We start from the raw sequence: 22263 nt of genomic DNA on the forward strand, positions 1-22263 counted from the left end.
AGCGCTACGCCGCGCTCGTGAGGCATTTCGGCCAGTGTCGCAGTCCCGGCATTTTATCCGAGGCGCGATGCATGGACCGGACGCCGGGCGACACGCGATGAATGCTTTGGCTGCCCTGTCGGCGGTTTGTTTGCTAGGGTGTACCCGTCACCATGGCAGGCGCGCGCGGCTCAGTCCGAACCGCACGTGCTGGCTGGAACGCATCCAAGCCGGCCAGGCATCGCGGATGCCCGCGGTGCGGCGGCGCATTGTCATCACGCCACCGGTCAGCCAACCAGGGCTGTTGGGGCGACGTCGTCGCAGCAGTGTCGGCCCGCGCCCGGTTCGCAGCGGTCGCGGGGTAGCCCCATTGCTTACCGACAGTCGTACGGCGAACTGCTGGTCTCGGCCAGAAACAGACCTTAGCTCTGCCTGCCTGACCGTCAGCTTTGGTAGCGTTCGCGGCCTTTCGACCCGAGGCCGCAAACAGTTACTCCGCCGCCTGGCGGCGAACGAGCGCGCAGGTAGCGTCCCGTTTCGTGCCACTAGGCCTGACCGGTCGGCCGGGAATCTGGACGAGCACTTGTGGGCGCGGGTCGCAGTACCAGTACCATCGTCCCCGAAATCGCGCCGGGCTTGACATGGCAGTTCGGCAATTCAATGCGAGCGGTCGACCATTCACGAGCGACCGCCGTGAGCGTCCCCACTTCAGCTTCTATTAGCAAATTCCGCGATGCTGGCATCGTATCGACCACCCTTGCCGCCGAGCGCAACGGTCGCGCGTTTTGCACTGACAAGTAAAGCCGCAACGGCCGCGTCGAGGGTCGAAGGAGTACCAAATCTCTCTTTCGGTCCCGACAGCGTGAGCGCACCCACCAACTCGCCAGTCGAGTCGAACACGGGGACGGACGTCGAAGCGGTTTCGGGATCGCGTTCACCAAAAGACGCCGCCCAAAGAGCGTCGCGCACTTCGCTCCAGCGAGGATCCTGTGCCTCAGTGAAAGCGAGCAGCACCTTGCCGGAGGCACCTTTGTCGATCGGGAACTCTTCGCCGACGCGAATTGACACACGCACGCTCCTCGTCGGCTCGACACGATACAGCACCAGTCGATGATCGCCCTGCCGCACATAGAACGACGCCGTTTCCCCCAGGTCGCGGCTCAATTGCTGAAGCAACGGCTCGATAACGGGACCGACCTGGAAGGATCGCTGATAGAGCGCGGCGAGCCGTAGTGGCTGGTGGCCGACGCCGTACTGCCCGTCACTCATTTTTCGGATGAAGCCTCCATGCTCCAGCGCGCCCAGCAGGCGCAAGGCCGTGCTTTTGTACAACCCCGTGCGCCGCGAGAGTTCGGTAAGCGTCAACTGGTCGTCGGTCGGCCCGAACGCGTTGAGGATGGCGAACGCACGGTCGAGCACAGCTACGCCGCTGGAACTGTCATTGGCAGTGTCGGATGGCTCAGGCGTTGAAAGGGCATCAGCGGTCACGGCGTGTTTGGTCGTCTTGATCATAAGTGGCATCGTATCGTTCTATCTGACAGAACTCAAGTTCTATCCGTGGGTTTACCCCGCTTTCGCGGGTGTTTGGATGCGCCTATAGTTCTCTCTAACGAAACATTGGTCTGTCTGACAGAACTAAGGGCCGAATATGAGCACTTCAAGTCCGAAGGTGCTGATCAGCGAGGTCGGGCCGCGCGACGGTCTGCAAAGCATCAAGAGCGTCATGCCCACTGCTGCGAAGCTGCGATGGATTTCCGCACTCGCGGCTGCGGGAATCAAGGAAATCGAAGTGGGATCGTTCGTGCCGGCGAAGTTGCTGCCGCAGATGGCTGACATCCGCGAAGTCGTGGTGCATGCCCTCTCAATCCCGGATCTGCACGTCGCGGTTCTCGCACCAAATCTTCGTGGAAGCCAGAGCGCCTTCGAAGCGGGTGTGCATAAGGTGACGCTTCCCGTTTCGGTGACCAACGAACATTCGCTGGCCAATATCCGGAAAACCAATGAGCAGATGATCGAAGAAGTCCGCAATATCGTCGCGCTTCGCAACGAACAGTTTCCGGGCGTGCAAATCGAGGCAGGCATTTCCGTTGCCTTCGGCTGCACGATTGCGGGCACCGTGAGCGACGATCAAACGATGCGCATGTGCCAGGCAATGGCCAAGAGCGGCGTCGACGAAATTGGCCTCTCCGATACCAGCGGCTATGCGAATCCGGCACAGGTTCGCCGGCTGTTCCGTCGGTTGCAATCGGAATTCGGCGCGAAGGCTGGCGGCGCACATTTCCATAACACGCGCGGACAGGGTTTAGCGAACGTCGTCGCCGCGCTCGAGGTCGGTGTGACGACAATTGATTCGAGTCAGGCCGGCCTGGGCGGCTGTCCTTATGCGCCAGGCGCCACCGGCAACATCGTGACCGAGGATCTGGCGTTTCTGCTCGAAGCGATGGGCTACGACACCGGTGTGGACATCGACAGGCTCATTGCCGCGCGCGCCATTCTCGCGGAGGCACTGCCTGGCGAAGCGTTATATGGACACGTGCAGGACGCGGGTCTTCCAAAGGGATTCGCGTATGCCGATGGCCGCGCGCCCAGCGCGCCGCAACCGGAAGGCTGCCTGACTGGAGTAGCGCAATGAGCGACGTGCAAGCAAACCAGAATCTGCCGTATGGCAGCGTACGCGTCGTCGAGATGACGCACATGGTGATGGGGCCGACATGCGGCATGGTGCTGGCGGACCTGGGCGCGGAAGTGATCAAGGTCGAGCCTGTTTCCGGCGACAGCACACGTCTTTTGCGCGGTTCCGGTGCGGGCTTCTTCAGCACGTTCAACCGCAACAAGAAGAGTATCGCGGTCGACGTAAAAGATCCCCGCGGCGTGGAGATCGTTCACAAGCTTCTTGCCGGGGCGGACGTGTTCAGCGAAAACTTCAAGAGCGGCACGATGGATAAGCTCGGCCTCGGTTACGCCGCGCTGTCCAGGCTCAATCCGCGTCTTGTCTACGTGTCGCATAAGGGCTTTCTGCCCGGCCCGTACGATCATCGCACCGCGCTCGACGAGGTCGTGCAGATGATGGGCGGCCTCGCTTATATGACCGGACCCGACGGCAGACCGTTGCGAGCAGGGACGAGTGTCAACGACATCATGGGTGGAATGTTCGGCGCGATCGGTGCGATGGCAGCGCTGGCTCAACGCGAACGCACGGGACGTAGTCAGGAAGTACAGAGCGCACTGTTCGAGAACAATGTATTTCTCGTCGCCCAGCACATGATGCAGTACGCGGTGACCGGTAAGGCCGCGGCACCGATGCCGAGCCGCATTTCAGCATGGGCGGTCTATGACGTGTTCTCGGTCAAAAACGGCGAGCAGATCTTCCTCGCGGTTGTCTCGGATACGCAATGGCAACTGTTTTGCGACGCTTTCGGGCTTGCAGAACTCAAGGCTGACGAGCGGATCGCTTCCAACAATCAGCGTGTGCAGGCCCGTGAATGGTTGTTGCCGCAGCTTCGAAAACATATGGAAGCGTTCTCGGCTGCCGAGATCAGCGCAATCTTCGAGCGCTGCGGACTGCCGTATGCGCCGATCACGAAACCGCAGGATCTGTTCGATGATCCGCACCTGCTCGCTACCGGCGGACTCGCCGAGGTGACTTTGCCGCCCGACGCAAGCGGCGCAGGGCAGGCTATTGCGACGCGGACTGCGCTGCTGCCTTTGACGCTTGGCGGTGAGCGTCTGCACCTGCGTGCGGCGCCGCCTTCGCTGGGTCAGGATACCCAGGCGCTGCTGACGGGTCTCGGCTACACGCCGGAGGATCTCAGGCAGTTGACCGAGGCCGGGATCGTCAAGTGTCAGGACGCTCAGCCTGGCGATGCGTCGAACCCATCGGCGAACGAACTCGCCAGCGCCTGACGTTGCAACACCCACAAAGAATCACCGAGCCGCAGAGGCCACTGAGCCTTCTGCGCGCCTTGATTCGTCTGGAGACGAGACATGACATCCATTTCATCGAACACCACGACAGGCAGCGTGGTGGCTTCCACCGTCGAGCAGTCTGCGGTTAGAAAAGCCGCGTGGCGGTTCATTCCGCTACTCGCGCTTGCGTATTTCTTCAATTATCTTGATCGCACCAGCGTCGGTTTCGCGGCGTTGACGATGAATCACGATCTTGGCTTGAGCGCCACCCAATTCGGCTGGGGTGCGGGCATCATGTTCGCCGGGTACTGTGTGTTCGAGGTTCCGAGCAACCTGGCGCTATACCGCTTCGGCGCGCGACGCTGGCTTGCCCGCATCATGATCACGTGGGGCTTTTTCGCAGCGGCAACCGCGCTCGCCGTGGGGCCAAAAAGCTTCTACGTGATCCGGCTGCTGCTCGGTATCGGTGAGGCCGGCTTCTTTCCGGGTGTGATCTTTTTTCTCGCGGTCTGGTTTCCGGCTAGCTATCGCACTCGCGTGCTCGCATGGTTCACCGTCTCCACGCCGCTGTCGTCGCTCGTCGGTGGTCCGCTGTCCGCGGGACTGCTCCATATGGACGGTGTCCTGGGACTGGCGGGCTGGCGGTGGATGTTCATCGTTCAAGGACTGCCCGCGTGTGTCCTCGGTTTTCTGGTACTGAAAATGTTGGCGGACAAACCCGCCGATGCGAAGTGGTTGTCCCAGGAGGAACGGCAAGCTCTTCAAGGCGCGTTCGATCGGGAAGGCGCGTCCGGTCAGAAAAAGAAAAATTTCGTCGCAGCGTTGAAGGACGTACGCACCTACATTCTTGCGATGATCTCCTTCGGCTTCACGATGGGCTCTTACGGCATCGGTATCTGGCTGCCTCAGATGCTGAGGGCTCACGGGATGAGCGTGACGCAGACCGGCTGGATGTCGGCCGTGCCTTATTTCTTTGCCACAATCGCATTGCTCTGGTGGGCAAAGCGGGTCGATCGTCGCGGCGGCCCGATCGCCAATCTCGCCGCAGGGCTTTTGATTGGTGCGATTGCGCTGGGTGTCTCGACGTATTTCCATCAACTGGTTCCGGCCATGACCGGTATTACGCTGGCGTTGATCGGCACGATTGCGGGCCGCACGATCTTCTATACACTGCCGGCCCGGTTCCTTTCCGGACAGGCGGCTGCGGGTGGCCTCGCCTTCATTAACTCCATTGGTGCGCTCGGCGGATTTGCGGGACCGTACCTGGTGGGTTATCTGAAGGACAGTTTCGGTACGTTCTCGGCCGGCATGATTGGTCTTTCGATCGTGCTAGGCATCACGACTTTGCTGACCTTGTCGCTTTATGCCTTTGGCCGCGGGGAACAGGAATGAACAAATGCCCTTCGCCGCGGCGCCGGCAGCTGATTGGCGCTGCCGCAGCATCATTGATTTTCCCCGCTGTCACTCTGCGTCAAGCATTCGCAAAAGAGGAAACGCATTCCGTGAGTACAACCAGCAACTATCTTTCCGTTCGGGCTGACTGGCTCGCTTCCGGCACCGAAGCGGCGCTTGAGCCCGACCTGCCGATCGTCGACGCGCATCATCACTTTTATGATCGTCCGGGCTGGACCTATCTTCTCGATGAGTATCTTCAGGACGCGCAAACGGGCCATAACATCACCGCGTCGGTGTTCATGCAGGGGCTGACACGATATCGCCCGTCTGGTCCTGAGTCGCTGCGCCCGGTCGGAGAAATCGAGTATGTTGCTGGCGTCACGGCGCCTTTGCAAAAAAGCAAGCCGGAGGTTGCGAAGGGTATGGTCGGCTATGCAGATCTTCGCAGGGGAGCGGCGGTTCGCGATGTTCTCGAAGCAGAACTGCATGCCGGAGATGGTCGGTTCCGTGGCGTTCGACATCTCGTTACCTGGGATGCTGACCAGACGCTCGTCAATCCATTGTCGGCGGCGCCTCGAGGGCTGCTGCTCGACTCCGGCTACCGGGCAGGCGTCGCACAACTGGCTCCGCTGGGCCTGTCGTACGACGCATGGCTATTCTTCCCGCAGTTGCCGGAGCTGTTCGACCTGGCGAAGGCCTATCCTGATACGCCTTTCATCATCAACCATTGCGGAGGCGTGGTCCGGATTGCCAGCTATGCAAATCAGCGCGCAGAAGTGTTTGATGCCTGGTCCCGCTCGATGCGTACGCTCGCCCAGTTGCCGAATGTCTTTGTGAAGGTGGGCGGCCTCGGCATGCGCATTAATGGCTTCGAGTTTGAAAAGGGCGAACGTCCGTCGTCCTCGGACGATTTGGCCAAAACATGGAAGCCATGGATGTACACATGTATCGAGGCGTTCGGTGCAGAGCGCTGCATGTTCGAGAGCAACTTCCCGGTGGACAAGGGTTCCTATCCATTCAGCAACGGTTGGAACGCCTTCAAGAAGTTGACTGCGCACGCTAGCGCTGGCGAACGCGAGGCTTTGTTCCGCGGGACCGCGCGCAAGGTTTATCGCCTTACGTGAGCGCGTCGCATGGAGCGGCGGCAGGCGGCAAGCCTGGAATGACCGCTGTCCTTCCGACAGCTGCCTTCGGGCAATCCGTTGCGTATGACCGGATGGGGTCGGCTGCTGCCGAACGTCTGGACTTCGTCAAACGCTGAACTCCTATACCTTTTCCCAAATTCGGCGTAAGGCGCCGACGAACGACCCTGGCGAAGTGTGCCCACACGTCGTCAACGCTTACGTCGGGGGCAACAGATCAGAAAACCGCATCCGTTGTCATTGCTCGCCAGACCGCCAGGCGGCGACGTGACCTGCCCGAGGAAAAGCCCCATGTCGGACGTGCCATCGCCGAAGTCCGGCGCCGGCGATGGAGCGCCCGTTGGCAGCGATCCACCGCAAAGTGACGAACCGGGCCAAGTGTCGATATATCCCCCTGTCTAACAGCCCACCTGCAGTCGGTGTATGAGCCAGGAGGCGGCTCCAGAAGAACCCGGCTAAGGATCTGCTAAGTCTGAGTGTTCAGACTGCAGGTCCGTCACCCGATTTCCGAGGAGCCGCCGTATGACCTACACGTCCGATCGACCGGCGACACGCTGGCTCAACAAGGTGCCCGCGATCACTTTCGCGTTCTGGATCACCAAGATCATGTCGACCACGGTCGGCGAGACGGGTGCCGACTTTCTCGCGGTCAACGCGGGATGGGGACAAGGCGCAACGCGCGCGCTGATGACGTCGCTGCTTGCGATCGCGCTCATCCTGCAGATGCGCACGCGCAGGTACACACCATGGATCTACTGGCTTACGGTCGTGCTCGTGAGCGTCGTCGGCACGCAGATTACCGATCTGCTCACCGACGGCCTCGGTGTCAGCCTCTACATCAGCATGGGCGTATTTGCCATTGTGCTCGCGGCATTCTTCGCGATCTGGTATCGCGTCGAGGGCACCCTGGCGATCGACGCGATCGACACGGCGCGTCGCGAAGGGTTCTACTGGGCCGCGATCCTCTGCACGTTCGCGCTCGGCACGGCCGCCGGCGATCTCGCGACCGAAGCGCTGGGTCTCGGCTTCTCGCTCGGCGCGGTGTCGTTCGGCATCCTGCTGGCTGCGGCCTACACAGCATGGCGAATCGGCGCGAACGCGGTTCTCACGTTCTGGATCGCGTACATCCTGACGCGACCATTCGGGGCCTCGCTCGGCGACCTGCTCACGCAGTCGCGCAGCTACGGCGGGTTCGGCATGGGGGCCGCTTCGACGAGCCTGCTGTTCCTCACCGTGATCGTCGTGCTCGTCGCCGTCGCGCAGATCGGCGCGAGTAGCCGCGCGCGCGTCGAGACCGCCGAGTGACCGTCACGTTTCTTTCACCATCGAATCGAGGATTTTTCATGCGTTATCCCACCACGCTTTCGCGTCTGCTCGTTGCCGTTTCCGTGTGCGCTGCGCTCGGCCTCGCTGCCGGTTGCTCCAGACAGACCGGCAGCGCCGCCGCATCGACCACGGCGTCCGCCGCCGCACAGGGCGGTTCGCCCGCAAGCGCGTCGAAGCTCGGCGACCTCTCCCAGTTCCGCAGGATCGCGACCGATGTGTCCGTTCTCGTTGCCAGGGGCGACCTGGCTGGCGGCAAGACACGCATCAAGGATCTCGAGATCGCATGGGACGAGGCTGAAGCTGGCCTGAAGCCACGCGCGGCCGGCGACTGGCACGTACTCGACAAGGCGATCGACCGCGCGCTCGAAGCGCTGCGCGCCGACCACCCGCAGCAGAGCGACTGCACTGCCGCGATGGACGACCTCCTGCACACGTTCGACACGCTCGCCGGCAAGACCTCGTGACGCGCATGCGAAAATCACAGACGCTGATTCCGGCTATCGCTCGTGGAGTGGAGGCATGCGAATACTGCTTGTCGAAGACGACCCGATGATTGGCGAAGCTGTCCAGGCTGCGCTGAAGGACGCGTCGTACGCGGCGGATCGCGTCACGGACGGCGCGCTCGCGCTGACCGCGTTCGCCGCGCAGCGCTATGACCTGATCCTGCTCGACCTCGGCCTGCCCGGCCGGGACGGCCTCGGTGTGCTGGCCGGCATCCGCGCGAAGGGCAGCGCGGTACCGGTCATCATCATCACCGCGCGAGACGGCCTCGACGACCGCCTGCGCGGGCTCGACGGCGGCGCCGACGATTACATCCTCAAACCCTTCGAAATGGCCGAACTGCTCGCGCGGATTCGCGTGGCGATCCGGCGTCAGGTCGGCTCGGCCGCGCCCGTGATGAGCAACGGCATCGTGTCGCTTGACCCGGCGACACGCGAAGTCGCGGTCGGCGAGTGTACGCCGGTACAGTTGTCGAACCGTGAGTTTTCGTTGCTACGCGCGCTGCTCGTACGCCCCGGCGCGATCCTGTCGCGCAGCGAGCTCGAGGACCGCATCTACGGCTGGGGCGAGGAAGTCGAAAGCAACGCAGTCGAAGTCCTGATCCACTCGCTGCGCCGCAAGCTCGGCAGCACTGTGATCAAGAACGTCAGAGGTGTCGGATGGATGGTGTCAAGAAACGGCTGAAAGAATCGATCCAGTTCCGCCTGTCAGTCGCGCTCTCGGTTGCGATCCTGGTCGTCGCGACCGCGGCGGCGGCCTTCTCGTTCTCGTCGGCGTACGTCGAGGCACATGAATTCCAGGACGACGTGCTGCGTCAGATTGCGACGCTGCTCGATCGTCAGAGCGCGCCGATGCCTGCTTCGCCGACCGGCAGCGCCACACGCACGCCGGAAAGCGACGAAGTACCGCGCGTGATCGTCGAACCGCTGAACCGCGACGGGGCGCCGCTTGCTGCCAGCGACCGGCGACTCGCCGGTGCAGCGACGCTGCCGGACGGTTTCCATACGCTCGATGCGGACGGACAGACGCTGCGCGTGCTGATTCACACGCTCGCGAACGGCGAGCGTATCGCAGTCGCCCAGGATGCGGGCGTGCGGGATGACACCGCGCGCGAAGGCGCATGGCGGACAGCGATGCCGCTCATCATCCTGCTGCCGATTCTGCTGCTGGTCGTCGCCGATCTCGTACGCAAGATGCTGCGGCCGGTCGCGTCGCTGTCGGCCGAAATCGACGCGCGCAGCGAGCACGACCTGCAGCCAGTCGAGACCGATCACCTGCCCGCCGAGGTGCGGCCGTTCGTCGTGGCGATCAACCGGATGCTCGGACGTGTGGCGCAGTCGGTCGATGCGCAGCGCCGCTTCGTCGCCGACGCAGCGCACGAGCTTCGCTCACCACTCACGGCGATGTCGCTGCAGGCGGAGCGGCTCGGCGAGACGGATCTACCTGTTGACGCACGCGCGCGCCTGACCACGCTGCGCGGCGGCCTTGAGCGCAGCCGCAATCTGATCGAGCAGTTGCTCGCACTCGCACGGATACAGGCGAAGACAGCGCGGCCCATGGAACCGGTGTCGGTCCACGCGACCTGGCGGCGTGTGCTCGAAGACCTGATGCCACTTGCTGAAGCGAAGCATATTGATATCGGCGTCGAAGACGGGCCGGATGTGCGAGTGAGCGTCGACAGCATCGAGCTGACGACACTGATCAAGAATCTCGTCGACAACGCGATTCGCTACACGCCAGACAGGGGACGAGTCAATCTGGCCGTCCGGGAGACAGGAAGTCAGGCGCTGTTGACCGTTACCGACAACGGCCCGGGCATCTCGCCGCACGAGCGTGCTCGTGTGTTCGATCCGTTTTATCGCATCCCGGGTAACGAGCAGATCGGCTCAGGGCTCGGACTGGCAATCGTCCGGACGATTGCCGAGCGGATGGGTGCCGAAGTGAGTCTGGCACCCACCGACACGCATACGCAACGCGGCTTGCGCGTGTCGATGCGGATTCCATCGCAATCTCGCTGATCTCGCTGTGAGCGCACATCTTCCCGCCTCCGTCAGTCCGTACCCGGGGTGTCGTCAAGCCTCGGAAGTTTAAATTGACCCGGGCGGCGAGCGCTGATGGTCGCAAAGCCACGGACTTGATGAGCGGCCAATCTGCGATCTGACGTCCTCGTACAGGGAGCAGGGACGTAACTGTGTCATGGATGAAGCGGAACACCACGGCCACCACCACCGGTCACTCCGCAAGCGCGCCATCCTGATCAGAAAAGGCCGCCCTGCCGCGTGTCCCGCGCCGGGGGCAGCGACGCCCGGGCGCGCCGGGCCGCCGCACGTGCGCGACCAGTTCCGCCCTCGCCGCTCAGGAAGCCCGTCTCGCTGCCAAGCGTCAGGCCATCGGATCGATACGAGCCCGACACGTCAGGAGGTACACCACTCCCGCAGTTACCTCACTTGCTGGAGACGGGGGTTTTGCACCGTCTGCCTATGCTGGGAGGTTGGGCGCAGAAAGACCGTTAGTCGCATTTATCGGCCGGACGACCATCGCGGTTGGCAGCAGACGGGATTTGACAGTTGGCCCGGTAATGTTGAAAAAGGCGCATTCGGTAATGGGCGCCCCGCAGCCGTCAACCATTGCGCACGGCCGCAACGATATTCACAACGGTCGGCAAGCTCTGACGCCCCCCAGCATGGCCGCTACCCAGGCGTCGTGGTCGGCGTCGCGCTGGTGATGGCGCGTGAGTCGCCGGCAAGAAGCGGAGCATCAATCAGAAAGATGAGCGGCTGACGGGGCACCGTGAATCGTTCAGACTGGCCTGGTCTGCGAAACACCGGCGAGATGCAGGATCTTTGCTGCGACCCTGCGGAAAAACGCGTAGTCCCGTTCCTTCTGGGCAGCATCATCAGCGACGCGATGCTCGATCAGAATGCCGCGGCGCTTCATGATTTCCTGAGTACGCAACTTGCGCTCGAGGTAGTCAGGATCGTCGGCGCCCATCGTCTCGATGACGATACGGTGCAGCCGTGCCGCAACGCCAACCGCTGCCACCGATCGGAACGTCAGTTCAAAGTCGGGGCGGCACCACTGGCTCGGCGCGTCGGTCCGCCTCACCTCCCGGTCAAAGAGCGGTTTCCAGAGCGTCACGTCAACGCCGTGCTTTTTGACCCACGCCATGACGTCGAACAGCAATTTCAGCGTGACTCGCTCATACCGGCTGTCCAGAGGTACGGGGCGCGCAAACGAATACGCATGCTGCGCGAACGCTTCCCGAACGCGCGCGTTGCCGTCGCGATCGCGGTCTACCACGCCGAGCACCCAGTAAGGGGGCTGCGTCAGTCGCTGATCGCGGCCTCCGGCGCGGATACCCTTTTCCGGGCGAAGAATGCACTCGCCCATGCTCGTTTTCTTGATTGCAGCGCCTGCGCGAAGCTCGTCGGCGACGAACAGCAGTAGCGCACTGCGTGCCTTCTTTTTCGGCCATACCAGGGCGTCGACCTCTGTCATCTTCTCGTTGAGATGTGTCCATGGCTTGAAATAGAGTATCTGCGAGAGTGATAGCTGCGGGCTCAGCGCCTGATCTGCTGCATATGCCTCGAGCCGCTCCCACGTTCTGGACTTGTCATTTAACGCGTCGACGTGCAGCCGTGCGAACCCGGCGTCGTCAAGAAGCGTGTGCAGGATGCGTCCGAGCCGCGGCAGGCGGCGCCCCCTTTCGCCAACGCCGCCCCCTGATCCCGTCGAGCCGCCCGGTCGTGCCGCGCCTTCATTCAGATCATCCAGGTAGTCAAGCGCGTCGCCCACTGGTCTGAGCGGATTGTGCTGGCCAGGGCGCGCGCAATCATCGTCCGGCTCAACGTCTTCCGGCTCCGGTGTCTGCCGGAACGACGCCAGGGCGCAGTGGTGCTCGCCGTATTGATGCATGCGCACGAAATGACGCGGGCCGTCTTCACGCATCCGAGCGGTCAACCGCGGCCGGCCACCGGGTGCTCTGACGCAGTCGCACTCGAGCCACAGACGCACATGTCGTCCGTCGTGCATCTCTTCGAGCACGGCTTCCACGAGTCTGACGTCCTCAGGCCGCACTTGCTGTCCGTCGCCGCAGAACCGCCGCACAGCTGCAGCTTCTTCAGCACTCAGATGTCGCCTCACCGTCCCGGGGTGATCCCGCTCGACAAGTTCCATGTTGCGCTCAGTGTGAGAGTCTGACGAGCATTGCGAGGCTGTGCACGCGCAGGAGCGAAGCCTTGTAGTCCAGAAACCCGCCATGCATCTGGCGGGCGAACGGTGGGATGGATACAGCTGCGCGTGTAGCCGTGTCTGATACAAGCGGTGCCAATGGTTCGGGGCGCGAACGACAGCCGTTGAAGGCGGACGATGCGTGATGACTGACTGCTCATGCGCACAAGACCGTCTTCGGCAAGAGTGCAAAGCATGTCGTTGATCTGCACCATCGACGTATCGAATCGCCTGGCCAGCTCGCCCGCAAGGTACTCGCGGCTCGACTCCATGATCTCAAGCATTCTTGCAGAATTGAGTTTCATCGGACTCCCCAGGAACAATGCTGAGAATATACTGCCGTCGCCAGGGTCCCGTCGCCGCCCGCGCATGAAAAGCCCGAAGTGCACAGCTGGGAGCACGCCAATTTCGTGCTCACGGACATCGCGCACGCCGACGCCTTTGCGAAGATGCGCATGCAATTCCTTTGGTGAAAAACTCCTGGTGCGCCCAGACGCACGTGCCACCGGTCTGTCTGCAAAGCAGCGCCGAGCGCGCTCGTTGGCGGCGGCTGCCGGGTTCTCCAAGGGGTATCCCCTTGGAGCACGCTATATGTAGACGGAAATGCGTCAGCATTTCCGTCTACATATACGTCGTGCCTCGCCCCGCAGCCAAGCGCCGGTCGATAGATCACGCATGGACCATAATGAATCGACGCTCAATCATTTCTGGACGGCCTGCGGATCATGAAAGATCGCATACCTAACAGATAGGATGCACCTTTCGATCATTCGCGGCATACTGTGTCCGTTCCCCCTGACGTGAGCGCTCAAAATGGACGCCCTGATTGCGGTACAACGCGCGCAACGCCTCGACACCCTCGCGGCTTCGTCCGATGGCCGGTCCAAGACCGCCCAGCTTCGCGACGTGTTCGAGAGCGTTGAACGTGCCATTCGCTCGGGCGTCCGGTACGCCGCGATCATCCAGGAACTCGCCGCAACCGGACTCGTCTTCACCTATCAGACCTTTGCTCTGACACTCAAAAGAATCCGGCGCGAACGGGGCATCGTGTCCCGCCTCACGCGCGCGTCACAGGCGGAAACTGGCCCGGCAGTCAGTCGCGCTCCCGCAGACGTGCCAAGGCAGGCGGCTAACCCGGTAGCAGCCGAACGCGGTGTGCCCGACAGTGAAACTGGCGTGGCCCCGGCTGTGGCGGCCGCGCGCCCCGCGGTGCGTGAGCGGCGCCCGATTGCGCCTGTCGGTGCAAAGCTGCCCGACGACTGGCTCACCGCAGAACTGACGCTTGAGCAGAAACACCTGTTGACGCACGAACAACGCATAGCGCGCGCAGATGCCAAGGTCAAACAGTACTGGCCCAACCCGTTCGACCCGGTGCCCCCCGAAAAAGACCAACCGGCATGAGCGCCGGTAATTTGACCCTGCATTCGCACGTGCAATGAAAAACCGCCCGGACTTCCATCCGGACGGCTTCGTGTGGACTACTCGAATGCGCGCGACGCGCGCTCAGTACGGCGCGTCTTCCTCCTCGCCAGGCGAGGCCTGCGCTTCGGACACTCCGTCCGCTTCGGCTGCAGCGGCGTCGCCGTTTTCGTCGTATTCCTCCTCGTCATCCTCGTGGTAGCCGTACGTGACGCGCTCCGGTACCTCCCGGTTACGCAGCACTTCCGGCAGCCAGCCCGAGTCCGTCATGCGAAGTTCCGCCGTCGTCGCTGCAGCGTCCTTCTTCATGCCGCGCACTTCGCTTGCCGCCTGGGGCGATACGCTTTCGCCCACAACGGCAGCAATCCGGTCTTTCGCCACGTGTTCGAAATACCCGGAGCGCGTCGGCTTCCAGTAGCGCGAAAGATCCACCGCAAGCGTGTTCGAGATCTCGTTCACCGCGTGCGGGCGGTCTGCGCTGCTGATCCCGTCCACCGTCGCCGCCACGCAGAACGCGAAGAGATTCGACAGCACGTCCTCGCCCTGTTCCAGCAGCCATGGCAGCAGGTCTGCCGCGCGCCTGGGCAGCATGCGTGACCACTTCTCGCGTTCGCCTTCCAGTGCCTCCCAGGCCACGCTCTCGCCCATGTCGTCGGCATTCGATACCAGCGCCTCGCGCGTCGTGTGCACGTCGATCCTGACCGCGTAGTCCAAATACGCGCGCCCGTACACGTCATCGAAAACGACCGGAATCATGCGCTGCATCAGCACAGCAAGGGCTACGGTCGGTTGCTGCGCAAGCTCGATCTGGACGGCGGCGGTACGGTGCGCGGTCAATCGTTTGCACAGCTTCTCTCCGTGCAACGGACGCTCCTTCGGTGCGCGCGCCGCACCTGCGCTCACCGCGTGCGTTGCGCGTGCCTGCGCAGTCGGTGCCTCCTCGCGTCGCACCAGCCCCCGCTCAATACAGACTCGGCCCTCGTCATCGAGATAGACATATGCGCCTGCCTGCTTCATCTCTTCCGGGTCGAACGCCTCGAAGCGCTCCGCGTACTGGTCCACGGCAAACGTCGCCGCCGTGGCCTCAGCCTCCAGACGCTCGCCCCGTTCTTCGTCCGGCTCACCGTCCTCGTCGTTGTACGCGTTTAGCGCGGCCTGAGCGGCGTCGGTCGTTGCGGTGAGCGCGGCCAGTTCGGCTTTCTCGTCCTTCGTCGGCTTGCGGGTGGTCGAGCCGATCCGGCCACAACGCAGGATCTCCATCGCCGGGTATTGCGTCCGTGCCTCGATCCATTGCCAGCCTTCCCTTCCGACCGCCTGGGATAGCTCGATCAGCCGTTCCGTTGCGAGCCGGTGCAACAGTTCGGCATCTTCCAGGTATCCCGCGTTTGCGTCGTCGCTGAACAGGTCGCGCCTCACGCGTCCGCCTGCCGCCTCGTAGGCGTCCAGGCCAACAAACCGCGCCAGGGCGCTTTCGCGTGCATCGATTGCCGCGAGCGTGATGGCCTTGCGCAACTCGTCCGGTCGGCGCTGCCAGCTATTGACGGCTTCGCCCCATACGCGTTCCTGCGTCGCGCGGTCATCAGCCAGGGCCAGCACCTTCGCCTGTTCGTAGTCGAGCCTGTCATTACGCAACAGGTCGAGCAGTGACGGCGAAAGGTTGGCGATTTTCAGCGCGCGGCGTACCGCAACATCCGGCACCGCGAACAGCGCTGCGATATGCGCCACGCTCTTTCCTTCCTCCATCAGCAGCCGGAATGCCACGCACTCATCCGCCAGATGCATCGCCTCACGTTCGCGGTTTTCGATTAGCGACGCGGCGACGGCTTCGCCCTCGCTGACGATCAGGACAGGTACTTCGTAGTCTTTAGTAATCCGCCCCTGCTCAACCAAAAGGTCGAGTGCAGCCAGGCGGCGCTGGCCCGCGCATACGCCAAGTTTCGGCAACTTCGCGCGGCCCTTCATTTCATGCACGACGAGGTTCTGCATCAAGCCTTTTTCGCCAATGGTTTCGGCCAGGGCTTCGATGCCGGTCGGCGCTTTCTTGCGAACGTTCAGGGATGACAGGCAAAGGCGGTTGTATGGAACGTACTGAATTCCACCGGCTGCGTTCGAGGTGGGTTCGGTCATCAGATTTCTCCGGTTCGGCCATCGCTTCATTGCGAGGCACAACTCTATTATATAGGGCTTTTAGCCCTTATAATGGCAATTGAAAAATATGATTTATCATCTATTTCAGTATACACATCCAATCAAAAAGCCGTAATCACTCATTGATAGTTAGGGCTTTTAGACCTAATATAAACGTGTGCCTCGCAATGAAGCGATGGCCGAACCGGAGAAATCCGATGACCACTGAAGTTCAAAACCGCGTTACTTCTTCTGTCGTTCCCGACGAGTTGCGCCTGAAAGTGCTACTGCGCTACCTCGGTCGTCACTACCTCACAGGGGAATCCTTGGTGTATGACTGGGCCGCTCGTCTGTGCAGCAGATACGAGGGAGGTTTCTGGCATTTCTTCTCCCTCTCCAATGACGGCTTTTACATGGCTCCGGCCGATTCGGGCCGCGTGCATGTGCGCTGGCATATGAACGGCTACAGCGACATGATGGGCGCGGATGCCTTCGGCATTACCGTCACCCTCTTCGCCCTCTGTCACCTCGCGGAAAAGACCCTTGATGACACGATCATCGAGCGTTACCACCAGTTGCGTGAGTTCGCCACGCAGCACGTTGAAGCCGCGAACATCCTGCGCGCCATCGACTAACCGACCGGCCCCGGCCCCCGGGCCGGGTTGGCTCCTTCATTGGGGAATCAAATGAACAAGCTTACAACTCGTTTTAGCGGGAATGCCGTCGCGCTGCGTTCGCAGCATCCTCTGACGAATGACCAGATTGCAGAGGTTGCGCCTTCCATTCTTGCCCACACCGCGCACGAAAGCCGTTCGGCGCGCTACAGCTACATTCCGACAGTCGATGTACTCGACGCCCTGCGCAAGGAAGGGTTTCAGCCTTTCATGGTCTGCCAGACCCGAGTGCGCAATGAAGACATGCGCGATTTCACCAAGCACATGATCCGCCTGAGGCATGCCGACCAGATCGGCGGTCGCGAAGCCAACGAGGTTATCCTGGTCAACTCGCACAATGGCGCATCGAGCTACCAGATGATCGCCGGAATGATTCGCTGGGCCTGCCAGAACGGCATCGTATGCGGCAACGTGACGAACGATATCCGCATCCCGCACAAGGGTGATGTGATTGGCGAGGTCATCGAAGGCGCATTCAAGGTGGTGAAAAGCTTTGATGAGACGGCAGCGCAACGCGAAGGGATGGCGGCAACGGTGCTCGATGAGGGCGAACAGGTCGCCTTCGCCCGCGCAGCGCTCGCGTTGCGCTACGACGAGGGCGCGCCTGTGCCAGTGACGGAACGGCAGATTCTCGCGCCGCGTCGCGTCGAGGATCAGGGCTCCGATATCTGGACCACCTTCAACCGTGTGCAGGAAAACATGATTCGCGGTGGGCTGCACGGTCGGAACGCGAAGGGCAAGGCGACCACGACCCGAGCCGTCGCGGGCATCGATCAAAACATCCGTCTGAATCGTGCCTTGTGGGTGCTGGCTGACGAACTGCGCCGCCTGCGCGGCTAACCGGATCGCCCCGGCTTTGCGGTCGGGGCGCACCCAGAAAGGGGATCTCACATGGATCTGCTCAACACCCGTCCTACGTGGCTGTCCGCGCTGCTGCCGCTCCTGGCTGTTTGGCAGTACGGAGACCGTGACATCGTTCGCGGCGAACTATATCGCATGGCCCTGTCGGCTGACGCGGCGGCACAATCCGCCGATGCGCTCCGGCGCATTGCCAGCATGCTCGATCACAACGGCAATCCGGTAGAGATGCGTCGCGAGGAATTGCGCGCCATCGCCCGCGTCGCCCTGGCTGGTTTCGAGCGCGTGCCACCCTACGCACCTGTTGCCACGCTCATGGAGCACGACGGGAATCTGCATTAAATTTTGACATCCTTAATAATATTCAACGCCCGCGTAGAAATCGCGCGGGCCCGTGACGCAACCATGACTACCGTCTTAACCATTACTGAAATTGAACAGGCAATCAACTACTGGTGCGCACAGGAATCGCGTGGCCAGGGCGGGGCGCTGTGTGCGAAAGCGCGCCCCCTGGCTGAAGTGTACGGCCTGATGATCTACGAGCGCGCCACGTCTGTAGCGGTGTCGCGGCTCACGCCCGAACAGGTCGACGCCGTCCGCAAGGCGCTTGGAAACCAGCAACCGCCACCGTGTTAGCCTCGCGATCTGTCGCGACGCTAACCGAACTGCCGCGCGCTGGCGTCCATCCCCCTGCAGGCCAGGAGGTTGGATAATCGCGGGAGCATCGCGCGCGCCGCGCGCCCGGATCGAGGCGCACGGGGTCCCCGATGGCCGCATCGTCGGACATGGGGAGAGCGCCGGCGCGCCGCGTAAGCGGCGGGACGATCCGGTACGGCCCAGGCCGACCAGCCCGGGTCGTCAAGCGTCCGCAGGGCGCGTGTATCCCCCGCGGCGTAAGCCGCGGGGGCTGGATAATTACGGGAGTATCGCGCGCGCCGCGCGCCCGGATCGAGGCGCACGGGGTCCCCCATGGCCGCGTCGTCGGACATGGGGAGAGCGCCGGCGCGCCGCGTCAGCGGCGGGACGATCCGGTTTAGCCCAGGCAGACCATGGGCCGGGGTCGTCAAGCGCCCGCAGGGCGCGTGTATTCCCCGCGGCGTAAGCCGTGGGGGCTGGATAATCACGGGAGCATCGCGCGCGCCGCGCGCCCGGATCGAGGCGCACGGGGTCCCCCGTGGCCGCATCGTCGGACATGGGGAGAGCGCCGGCGCGCCGCGTCAGCGGCGGGACGATCCGGTTTAGCCCAGGCAGACCATGGGCCGGGGTCGTCAAGCGCCCGCAGGGCGCGTATTTCCCCCGCGGCGCGAGCCGTGGGGGCTGGATAATCACGGGAGTATCGCGCGCCGCATGCTCGGATCGAGGCGCACGGTGTCCTCATGACCGCAAGTCGAACATGGGAAGAGCACCGGAGCGCCGCGTAAGCGGCGGGACGATGCGGTAGAGCCCAAGGCGGCCACCAACCGGGGTCGTCAAGCGCCACAGCGCGCATGTTTCCCCCCTCGGCGTAAGCCGTCGGGACTGGATCGTCACGAAGTACATGGAAGAATTAGCGGTTCGAGGTAAGGATGAGCTATCAAATTGAAATCCGGGCCGCCTGCCTGCGATCGGCGGAGGACGGCTGGGAACAGCCGAACGGAGCCGAAATTCAGGAGGTTATCCGTCGCACCGGCTTGCCGGGACGCGCGGTTGCGCGTTATCTCGGCTTGTCAGAATACGGCGGTCGGCAGGTGCGCCGCTGGATCAGCGAAGACGCCGCAATCCCTTACTCGGCTTGGGCCTTGTTGTGCGACCGGGCCGGGCTCGGGTGTATCTGGCGCCCAGCAGCAGACCGCGCCGGGCTGGATCCACTCCCATGACCGTGCATGTTTCGCCCGCGCAGACTCGAGGGGATGCTTTCTAGATGCAGTTGGCAATCGGGAAGCGGGAACTGGAAAGCGGGCGGGTGATGCACGAGCTCGTCAACGCCCGCCGCGCGTCGACGAACTGCGAGGCGGAAATCACTCACCTGCGGGTGACGACCCACAAGATTTACCGCATGTGATCCATCACGCTTGAAACAGGCAGGTCGGCAGTATTCTTGCCTGACTGGGCGCCTCGGGCCTCCTGCTTCACGACGCGCGGGTTCGGTAACGCATAGCGGCGATCGCACCACGGTGCGTTCCAACAGCTATCGATCGATCCCTGCTGATGCCAACTATGCTGATGCGGATTTTCGCTTGCACGCGATGCGAAATCTCAGCTAGGAAAATCGCCATTCTATTTTCAATGCCATTCGATCAGGTCTCTCACGCACCCGACCTATAACTCGGCAATCCGGACGAATTGTTGCGGAAGGTGAATACCCGTCATAAAGCGAGATCGAGTGGAAGATCGATATGCGCGCTACCCATCAACCGGTCTGTCTCCAACTCAATAGGCAAAGCGTGGAGGTGCATCCGCGACGCGGCCACCTTCAGCTGCCGCACGAGAAGCATGGTGGTGAAACGGTCTCGGTTAACGCAACAACCGCGAATGCGAGCTAGCGGGAGATGCTGAGCAGGTCTACAAGGTGTAAAGCCGAGAGCTCGCGTACCGTTAAGCCTTGGAGGCGGCCTTCGCTTTGGTGCGCAGAAACACGAACGAGTAGAGCGCAAAGGATAGATCCTTATGCGCCAGCACGTCCGACTCATGAATCGTCGCCGGGTTGAGCTTCACCCGCTTGATGGCCAGTTTACCGGCCGCGGAGGCGATAAAGGAACGCATGAAGTCTTTTTGCGCCTTACCGTCCGCCTTGTGATACGCCTCACGGCCGAGGTCAGCATTCTCGACGGTCTGTGTTTTGCTGCGCTCCTCTGCCGCCGCAGTGCTTGCGGCGACGGCCGCTGTCGCCAATTGCTTCGCGCTGAACTCCACCCTCTCCTGTTCCTGCTGCTGTTGCTGTACCGTTAGCATTTTGCGATCAGCGTCCGATAGCTTGTAGCCGTCGGTGATAGCTTTTAGCAGGTAGGCGCCCGGACTCTTCTTGACTTGGCCGGAGTCGACCTTGGCGCGGGTGTATTCGATCGCCTGAAGAATACGCTCATCCGACCACACGGCGCGGTTTTGCGAGATGGTGTTGAACTGCTTTTCTGTGAAACCGAATTCGTTCTTCAGCGTCGTGTATATCTCTTGCGCGCCAAGCAGGCTCGCTCGAACGGCCCCAGCGGTTTCCTTTCGCGTCAGCCTGAAACGAATCCGGTCAATCTTTTTCGACTTCGGGCTCACGGTGCGAGTCTCGTAGCTCAGATCGATGTCCGAGACTGCGTTTATCTGCTTAACCGCCTTGTCGAGGTTGTCGCGTTTGAAATACTTGAATTCGGTTGCAGTCGACGCAGCCTTCCCTGGCCAAGCACGTACCACATCGACTTCGATCCACTCGGTTATGCCTTCCGCCACGTAACCGATGACGTGGTCGTAAATGGCTCGAGCATAGGTAAGCGTAAAGGCAGAGGTGATTCTCAGACTCAACCAGTGCGACTTTACCGGGTCCTTGATGTGCGGAATGAGCGGCTCAGGAACCGCAAAAGTGATGCGCCCTTTGTCGATACCCACGATACCGATGAGCTGTACGGACACCCACTTCTCGTCCTCCGCGGACGTACTGCCAGGGGGCGAGGCCGAAACTTGAATTAAGGCTTTTTGAGCCTCGGACACCACTGTTCGCAGGTGCTTGTAGTTGTAACTGTCATAACGCATGAGCCATCGGAAGTAGCTCAGCTCGACGTCATAAACCTTCGGGGTGGTCGGCTCCTGCGCCACGATGAAGTGCGCTGCATCCAGGAATCGCCTGGCTGTAATGCCAACATCGGTAATGTCGATAAAAACGTTGTTACGCTGATAGCCAATCTCCTTCGTCGATTCGTTGATTGGCGTATCGGTGGCGAGCATCTCCTCGAACAGCTCAAACGACAGCTGGCGCGAGGTTGCGCGCGTCATGATGTTGTTTGCCATCGAGGTGCCTGTCCCTAGTTGCCGGTCGCGCAGACTGTAGCACACGTAGGTGAGATGTCAAAACAAAAAGACTCACCATGACGGGGACCGTTTCAACAAATCTGCTCACCTTCCTCTAGGCACATGTCCGTTCAACAAATCTGCTCACCTTTCTGCTTTCGAGAGGCAGAAAGCCTCGGGGCGACGGTTGTATGTTTTTCAGAATCTCTTAAAAAGCAAAACGAACGAACAAACTACAGCGAAAAACAAAGATTCTTAAAAACAATGGGTTAGTCCCATGTAGGTGAGCAGTTTTGTGCCTGAGGTGAGGACTTTTGTGGACCGAAAGTGAGGAGAAATCCATTGCGAGCGTGAGAAGTTTACCAGCGCAAAGTGAGGGATTCTGTGGCCGCAGATTGACGGTGAGCATTTTTGTTGAATGTTGCACCCGGTTGCGGAAAGCCTTACCTGACGGGGTCCTCGGCCGAAAATCGCTCGAAATGGGTGAGTCGTTTTGTTGAAGCATGGTGAGTGCTTTTGTGGCGCAGCGCAGCTGGGCTGCTCGGTTTACCGGCATGAACCGTAACAAGGCTCGCCGCACGGCAGGTTGCGGTCTGGGCATCTGTGGATAAGTCGATAGCCGGTGGACGATGGTGAGCACTTTTGTAGGCAAGTTGCCGTCGACCCTGCGTTCAACGCTTACGTTATGGGCTGCCGGGCGACTTACGACCAGGCTGCGGAGGAGGTTTCTGAGGCAA

General features: G+C 61.7%; 20 protein-coding genes. 15 read left to right on the plus strand and 5 right to left on the minus strand.

Going from position 1 to position 22263, the window contains the following annotated elements; all coding sequences use genetic code 11:
• Nucleotides 1-687 precede the first annotated feature (687 nt).
• Nucleotides 688-1491: an IclR family transcriptional regulator gene (locus AB4Y43_RS14530; RefSeq protein WP_368618982.1), complete on the minus strand. Its 804-nt coding sequence runs from the start codon at nucleotides 1489-1491 to the stop codon at nucleotides 688-690.
• Nucleotides 1492-1627: 136 nt separating this feature from the next.
• Between AB4Y43_RS14530 and AB4Y43_RS14535 the strand changes: the two genes are divergently transcribed.
• The 8 genes from AB4Y43_RS14535 to AB4Y43_RS14570 all read left to right on the plus strand — a co-directional run bounded on the left by AB4Y43_RS14535 (nucleotide 1628) and on the right by AB4Y43_RS14570 (nucleotide 10267).
• Nucleotides 1628-2611 (plus strand): hydroxymethylglutaryl-CoA lyase, encoded by a 984-nt coding sequence (locus AB4Y43_RS14535; RefSeq protein WP_368618983.1) that lies wholly within the window; start codon nucleotides 1628-1630, stop codon nucleotides 2609-2611.
• Complete coding sequence (locus AB4Y43_RS14540; RefSeq protein WP_368728075.1) at nucleotides 2608-3882, plus strand: CaiB/BaiF CoA transferase family protein; 1275 nt, start codon at nucleotides 2608-2610, stop codon at nucleotides 3880-3882. Before AB4Y43_RS14535 ends, AB4Y43_RS14540 begins: the two co-directional genes overlap by 4 nt.
• A gap of 81 nt (nucleotides 3883-3963) precedes the next feature.
• Nucleotides 3964-5277 carry an MFS transporter gene (locus AB4Y43_RS14545; protein ID WP_069268401.1) on the plus strand — a complete coding sequence of 438 codons (1314 nt, stop codon included), beginning with the start codon at nucleotides 3964-3966 and terminating at the stop codon, nucleotides 5275-5277.
• A complete protein-coding gene (locus AB4Y43_RS14550) occupies nucleotides 5274-6404 on the plus strand; it encodes an amidohydrolase (protein ID WP_368618985.1) in 1131 nt (376 codons plus the stop codon). Before AB4Y43_RS14545 ends, AB4Y43_RS14550 begins: the two co-directional genes overlap by 4 nt.
• Before the next feature lie 540 nt (nucleotides 6405-6944).
• On the plus strand, nucleotides 6945-7727 hold the full coding sequence (locus tag AB4Y43_RS14555) for a hypothetical protein (RefSeq protein WP_368618986.1): 783 nt from the start codon (nucleotides 6945-6947) through the stop codon (nucleotides 7725-7727).
• 38 nt (nucleotides 7728-7765) lie between these two features.
• Entirely contained in the window at nucleotides 7766-8212 is a 447-nt protein-coding gene (locus tag AB4Y43_RS14560; RefSeq protein ID WP_069268398.1) for a hypothetical protein, read from the plus strand.
• 55 nt (nucleotides 8213-8267) lie between these two features.
• Nucleotides 8268-8933 carry a response regulator transcription factor gene (locus AB4Y43_RS14565; protein ID WP_069268397.1) on the plus strand — a complete coding sequence of 222 codons (666 nt, stop codon included), beginning with the start codon at nucleotides 8268-8270 and terminating at the stop codon, nucleotides 8931-8933.
• A complete protein-coding gene (locus AB4Y43_RS14570; RefSeq protein WP_069268396.1) occupies nucleotides 8909-10267 on the plus strand; it encodes a HAMP domain-containing sensor histidine kinase in 1359 nt (452 codons plus the stop codon). Before AB4Y43_RS14565 ends, AB4Y43_RS14570 begins: the two co-directional genes overlap by 25 nt.
• Nucleotides 10268-11048: 781 nt before the next feature.
• Here AB4Y43_RS14570 and AB4Y43_RS14575 read toward each other — a convergent pair.
• Together AB4Y43_RS14575 and AB4Y43_RS14580 are read right to left on the minus strand one after the other, a co-directional pair.
• Nucleotides 11049-12425, minus strand: coding sequence for a hypothetical protein (locus AB4Y43_RS14575; protein WP_368728076.1), 1377 nt, complete (start codon nucleotides 12423-12425; stop codon nucleotides 11049-11051).
• Complete coding sequence (locus AB4Y43_RS14580; protein WP_368728077.1) at nucleotides 12389-13045, minus strand: hypothetical protein; 657 nt, start codon at nucleotides 13043-13045, stop codon at nucleotides 12389-12391. The genes AB4Y43_RS14575 and AB4Y43_RS14580 overlap by 37 nt, the downstream gene beginning before the upstream one ends.
• A gap of 247 nt (nucleotides 13046-13292) precedes the next feature.
• On the opposite strand from AB4Y43_RS14580, the gene AB4Y43_RS14585 reads away from it, so the two are divergent.
• Nucleotides 13293-13880 (plus strand): hypothetical protein, encoded by a 588-nt coding sequence (locus AB4Y43_RS14585; RefSeq protein WP_368605647.1) that lies wholly within the window; start codon nucleotides 13293-13295, stop codon nucleotides 13878-13880.
• A gap of 102 nt (nucleotides 13881-13982) precedes the next feature.
• On the opposite strand, the gene AB4Y43_RS14590 is transcribed toward AB4Y43_RS14585, so the two are convergent.
• On the minus strand, nucleotides 13983-16025 hold the full coding sequence (locus AB4Y43_RS14590; RefSeq protein ID WP_069268393.1) for a ParB/RepB/Spo0J family partition protein: 2043 nt from the start codon (nucleotides 16023-16025) through the stop codon (nucleotides 13983-13985).
• A gap of 218 nt (nucleotides 16026-16243) precedes the next feature.
• On the opposite strand from AB4Y43_RS14590, the gene AB4Y43_RS14595 reads away from it, so the two are divergent.
• The 6 genes from AB4Y43_RS14595 to AB4Y43_RS14620 all read left to right on the plus strand — a co-directional run bounded on the left by AB4Y43_RS14595 (nucleotide 16244) and on the right by AB4Y43_RS14620 (nucleotide 19598).
• Entirely contained in the window at nucleotides 16244-16660 is a 417-nt protein-coding gene (locus tag AB4Y43_RS14595) for an antirestriction protein (protein WP_069268392.1), read from the plus strand.
• A 51-nt stretch (nucleotides 16661-16711) separates the two neighbouring features.
• Nucleotides 16712-17539, plus strand: a complete 828-nt coding sequence (locus AB4Y43_RS14600) for a DUF932 domain-containing protein (protein WP_069268391.1) — start codon at nucleotides 16712-16714, stop codon at nucleotides 17537-17539.
• 51 nt (nucleotides 17540-17590) lie between these two features.
• Nucleotides 17591-17899, plus strand: a complete 309-nt coding sequence (locus AB4Y43_RS14605) for a hypothetical protein (protein ID WP_069268390.1) — start codon at nucleotides 17591-17593, stop codon at nucleotides 17897-17899.
• A gap of 63 nt (nucleotides 17900-17962) precedes the next feature.
• Nucleotides 17963-18193 carry a DUF3717 domain-containing protein gene (locus AB4Y43_RS14610; protein WP_069268411.1) on the plus strand — a complete coding sequence of 77 codons (231 nt, stop codon included), beginning with the start codon at nucleotides 17963-17965 and terminating at the stop codon, nucleotides 18191-18193.
• 929 nt (nucleotides 18194-19122) lie between these two features.
• Nucleotides 19123-19413 carry a transcriptional regulator gene (locus AB4Y43_RS14615; RefSeq protein WP_069268389.1) on the plus strand — a complete coding sequence of 97 codons (291 nt, stop codon included), beginning with the start codon at nucleotides 19123-19125 and terminating at the stop codon, nucleotides 19411-19413.
• Nucleotides 19414-19457: 44 nt separating this feature from the next.
• Complete coding sequence (locus AB4Y43_RS14620) at nucleotides 19458-19598, plus strand: hypothetical protein (RefSeq protein WP_368728078.1); 141 nt, start codon at nucleotides 19458-19460, stop codon at nucleotides 19596-19598.
• 533 nt (nucleotides 19599-20131) lie between these two features.
• On the opposite strand, the gene AB4Y43_RS14625 is transcribed toward AB4Y43_RS14620, so the two are convergent.
• Entirely contained in the window at nucleotides 20132-21526 is a 1395-nt protein-coding gene (locus AB4Y43_RS14625) for a replication initiation protein (RefSeq protein ID WP_368618988.1), read from the minus strand.
• Nucleotides 21527-22263 lie beyond the last annotated feature (737 nt).

Source organism: Paraburkholderia sp. BR10872 (genome assembly GCF_040965835.1).
Taxonomy (GTDB): Bacteria; Pseudomonadota; Gammaproteobacteria; order Burkholderiales; family Burkholderiaceae; genus Paraburkholderia; species Paraburkholderia nodosa_A.

Bases quoted from the DNA above. Each gene is read 5' to 3' on its own strand.
- AB4Y43_RS14530 (WP_368618982.1), bottom strand. From the start codon at position 1,491: ATGATCAAGACGACCAAACACGCCGTGACCGCTGATGCCCTTTCAACG.
- AB4Y43_RS14535 (WP_368618983.1), top strand. From the start codon at position 1,628: ATGAGCACTTCAAGTCCGAAGGTGCTGATCAGCGAGGTCGGGCCGCGC.
- AB4Y43_RS14540 (WP_368728075.1), top strand. From the start codon at position 2,608: ATGAGCGACGTGCAAGCAAACCAGAATCTGCCGTATGGCAGCGTACGC.
- AB4Y43_RS14545 (WP_069268401.1), top strand. From the start codon at position 3,964: ATGACATCCATTTCATCGAACACCACGACAGGCAGCGTGGTGGCTTCC.
- AB4Y43_RS14550 (WP_368618985.1), top strand. From the start codon at position 5,274: ATGAACAAATGCCCTTCGCCGCGGCGCCGGCAGCTGATTGGCGCTGCC.
- AB4Y43_RS14555 (WP_368618986.1), top strand. From the start codon at position 6,945: ATGACCTACACGTCCGATCGACCGGCGACACGCTGGCTCAACAAGGTG.
- AB4Y43_RS14560 (WP_069268398.1), top strand. From the start codon at position 7,766: ATGCGTTATCCCACCACGCTTTCGCGTCTGCTCGTTGCCGTTTCCGTG.
- AB4Y43_RS14565 (WP_069268397.1), top strand. From the start codon at position 8,268: ATGCGAATACTGCTTGTCGAAGACGACCCGATGATTGGCGAAGCTGTC.
- AB4Y43_RS14570 (WP_069268396.1), top strand. From the start codon at position 8,909: ATGGATGGTGTCAAGAAACGGCTGAAAGAATCGATCCAGTTCCGCCTG.
- AB4Y43_RS14575 (WP_368728076.1), bottom strand. From the start codon at position 12,425: ATGGAACTTGTCGAGCGGGATCACCCCGGGACGGTGAGGCGACATCTG.
- AB4Y43_RS14585 (WP_368605647.1), top strand. From the start codon at position 13,293: ATGGACGCCCTGATTGCGGTACAACGCGCGCAACGCCTCGACACCCTC.
- AB4Y43_RS14590 (WP_069268393.1), bottom strand. From the start codon at position 16,025: ATGACCGAACCCACCTCGAACGCAGCCGGTGGAATTCAGTACGTTCCA.
- AB4Y43_RS14595 (WP_069268392.1), top strand. From the start codon at position 16,244: ATGACCACTGAAGTTCAAAACCGCGTTACTTCTTCTGTCGTTCCCGAC.
- AB4Y43_RS14600 (WP_069268391.1), top strand. From the start codon at position 16,712: ATGAACAAGCTTACAACTCGTTTTAGCGGGAATGCCGTCGCGCTGCGT.
- AB4Y43_RS14605 (WP_069268390.1), top strand. From the start codon at position 17,591: ATGGATCTGCTCAACACCCGTCCTACGTGGCTGTCCGCGCTGCTGCCG.
- AB4Y43_RS14610 (WP_069268411.1), top strand. From the start codon at position 17,963: ATGACTACCGTCTTAACCATTACTGAAATTGAACAGGCAATCAACTAC.
- AB4Y43_RS14615 (WP_069268389.1), top strand. From the start codon at position 19,123: ATGAGCTATCAAATTGAAATCCGGGCCGCCTGCCTGCGATCGGCGGAG.
- AB4Y43_RS14620 (WP_368728078.1), top strand. From the start codon at position 19,458: ATGCAGTTGGCAATCGGGAAGCGGGAACTGGAAAGCGGGCGGGTGATG.
- AB4Y43_RS14625 (WP_368618988.1), bottom strand. From the start codon at position 21,526: ATGGCAAACAACATCATGACGCGCGCAACCTCGCGCCAGCTGTCGTTT.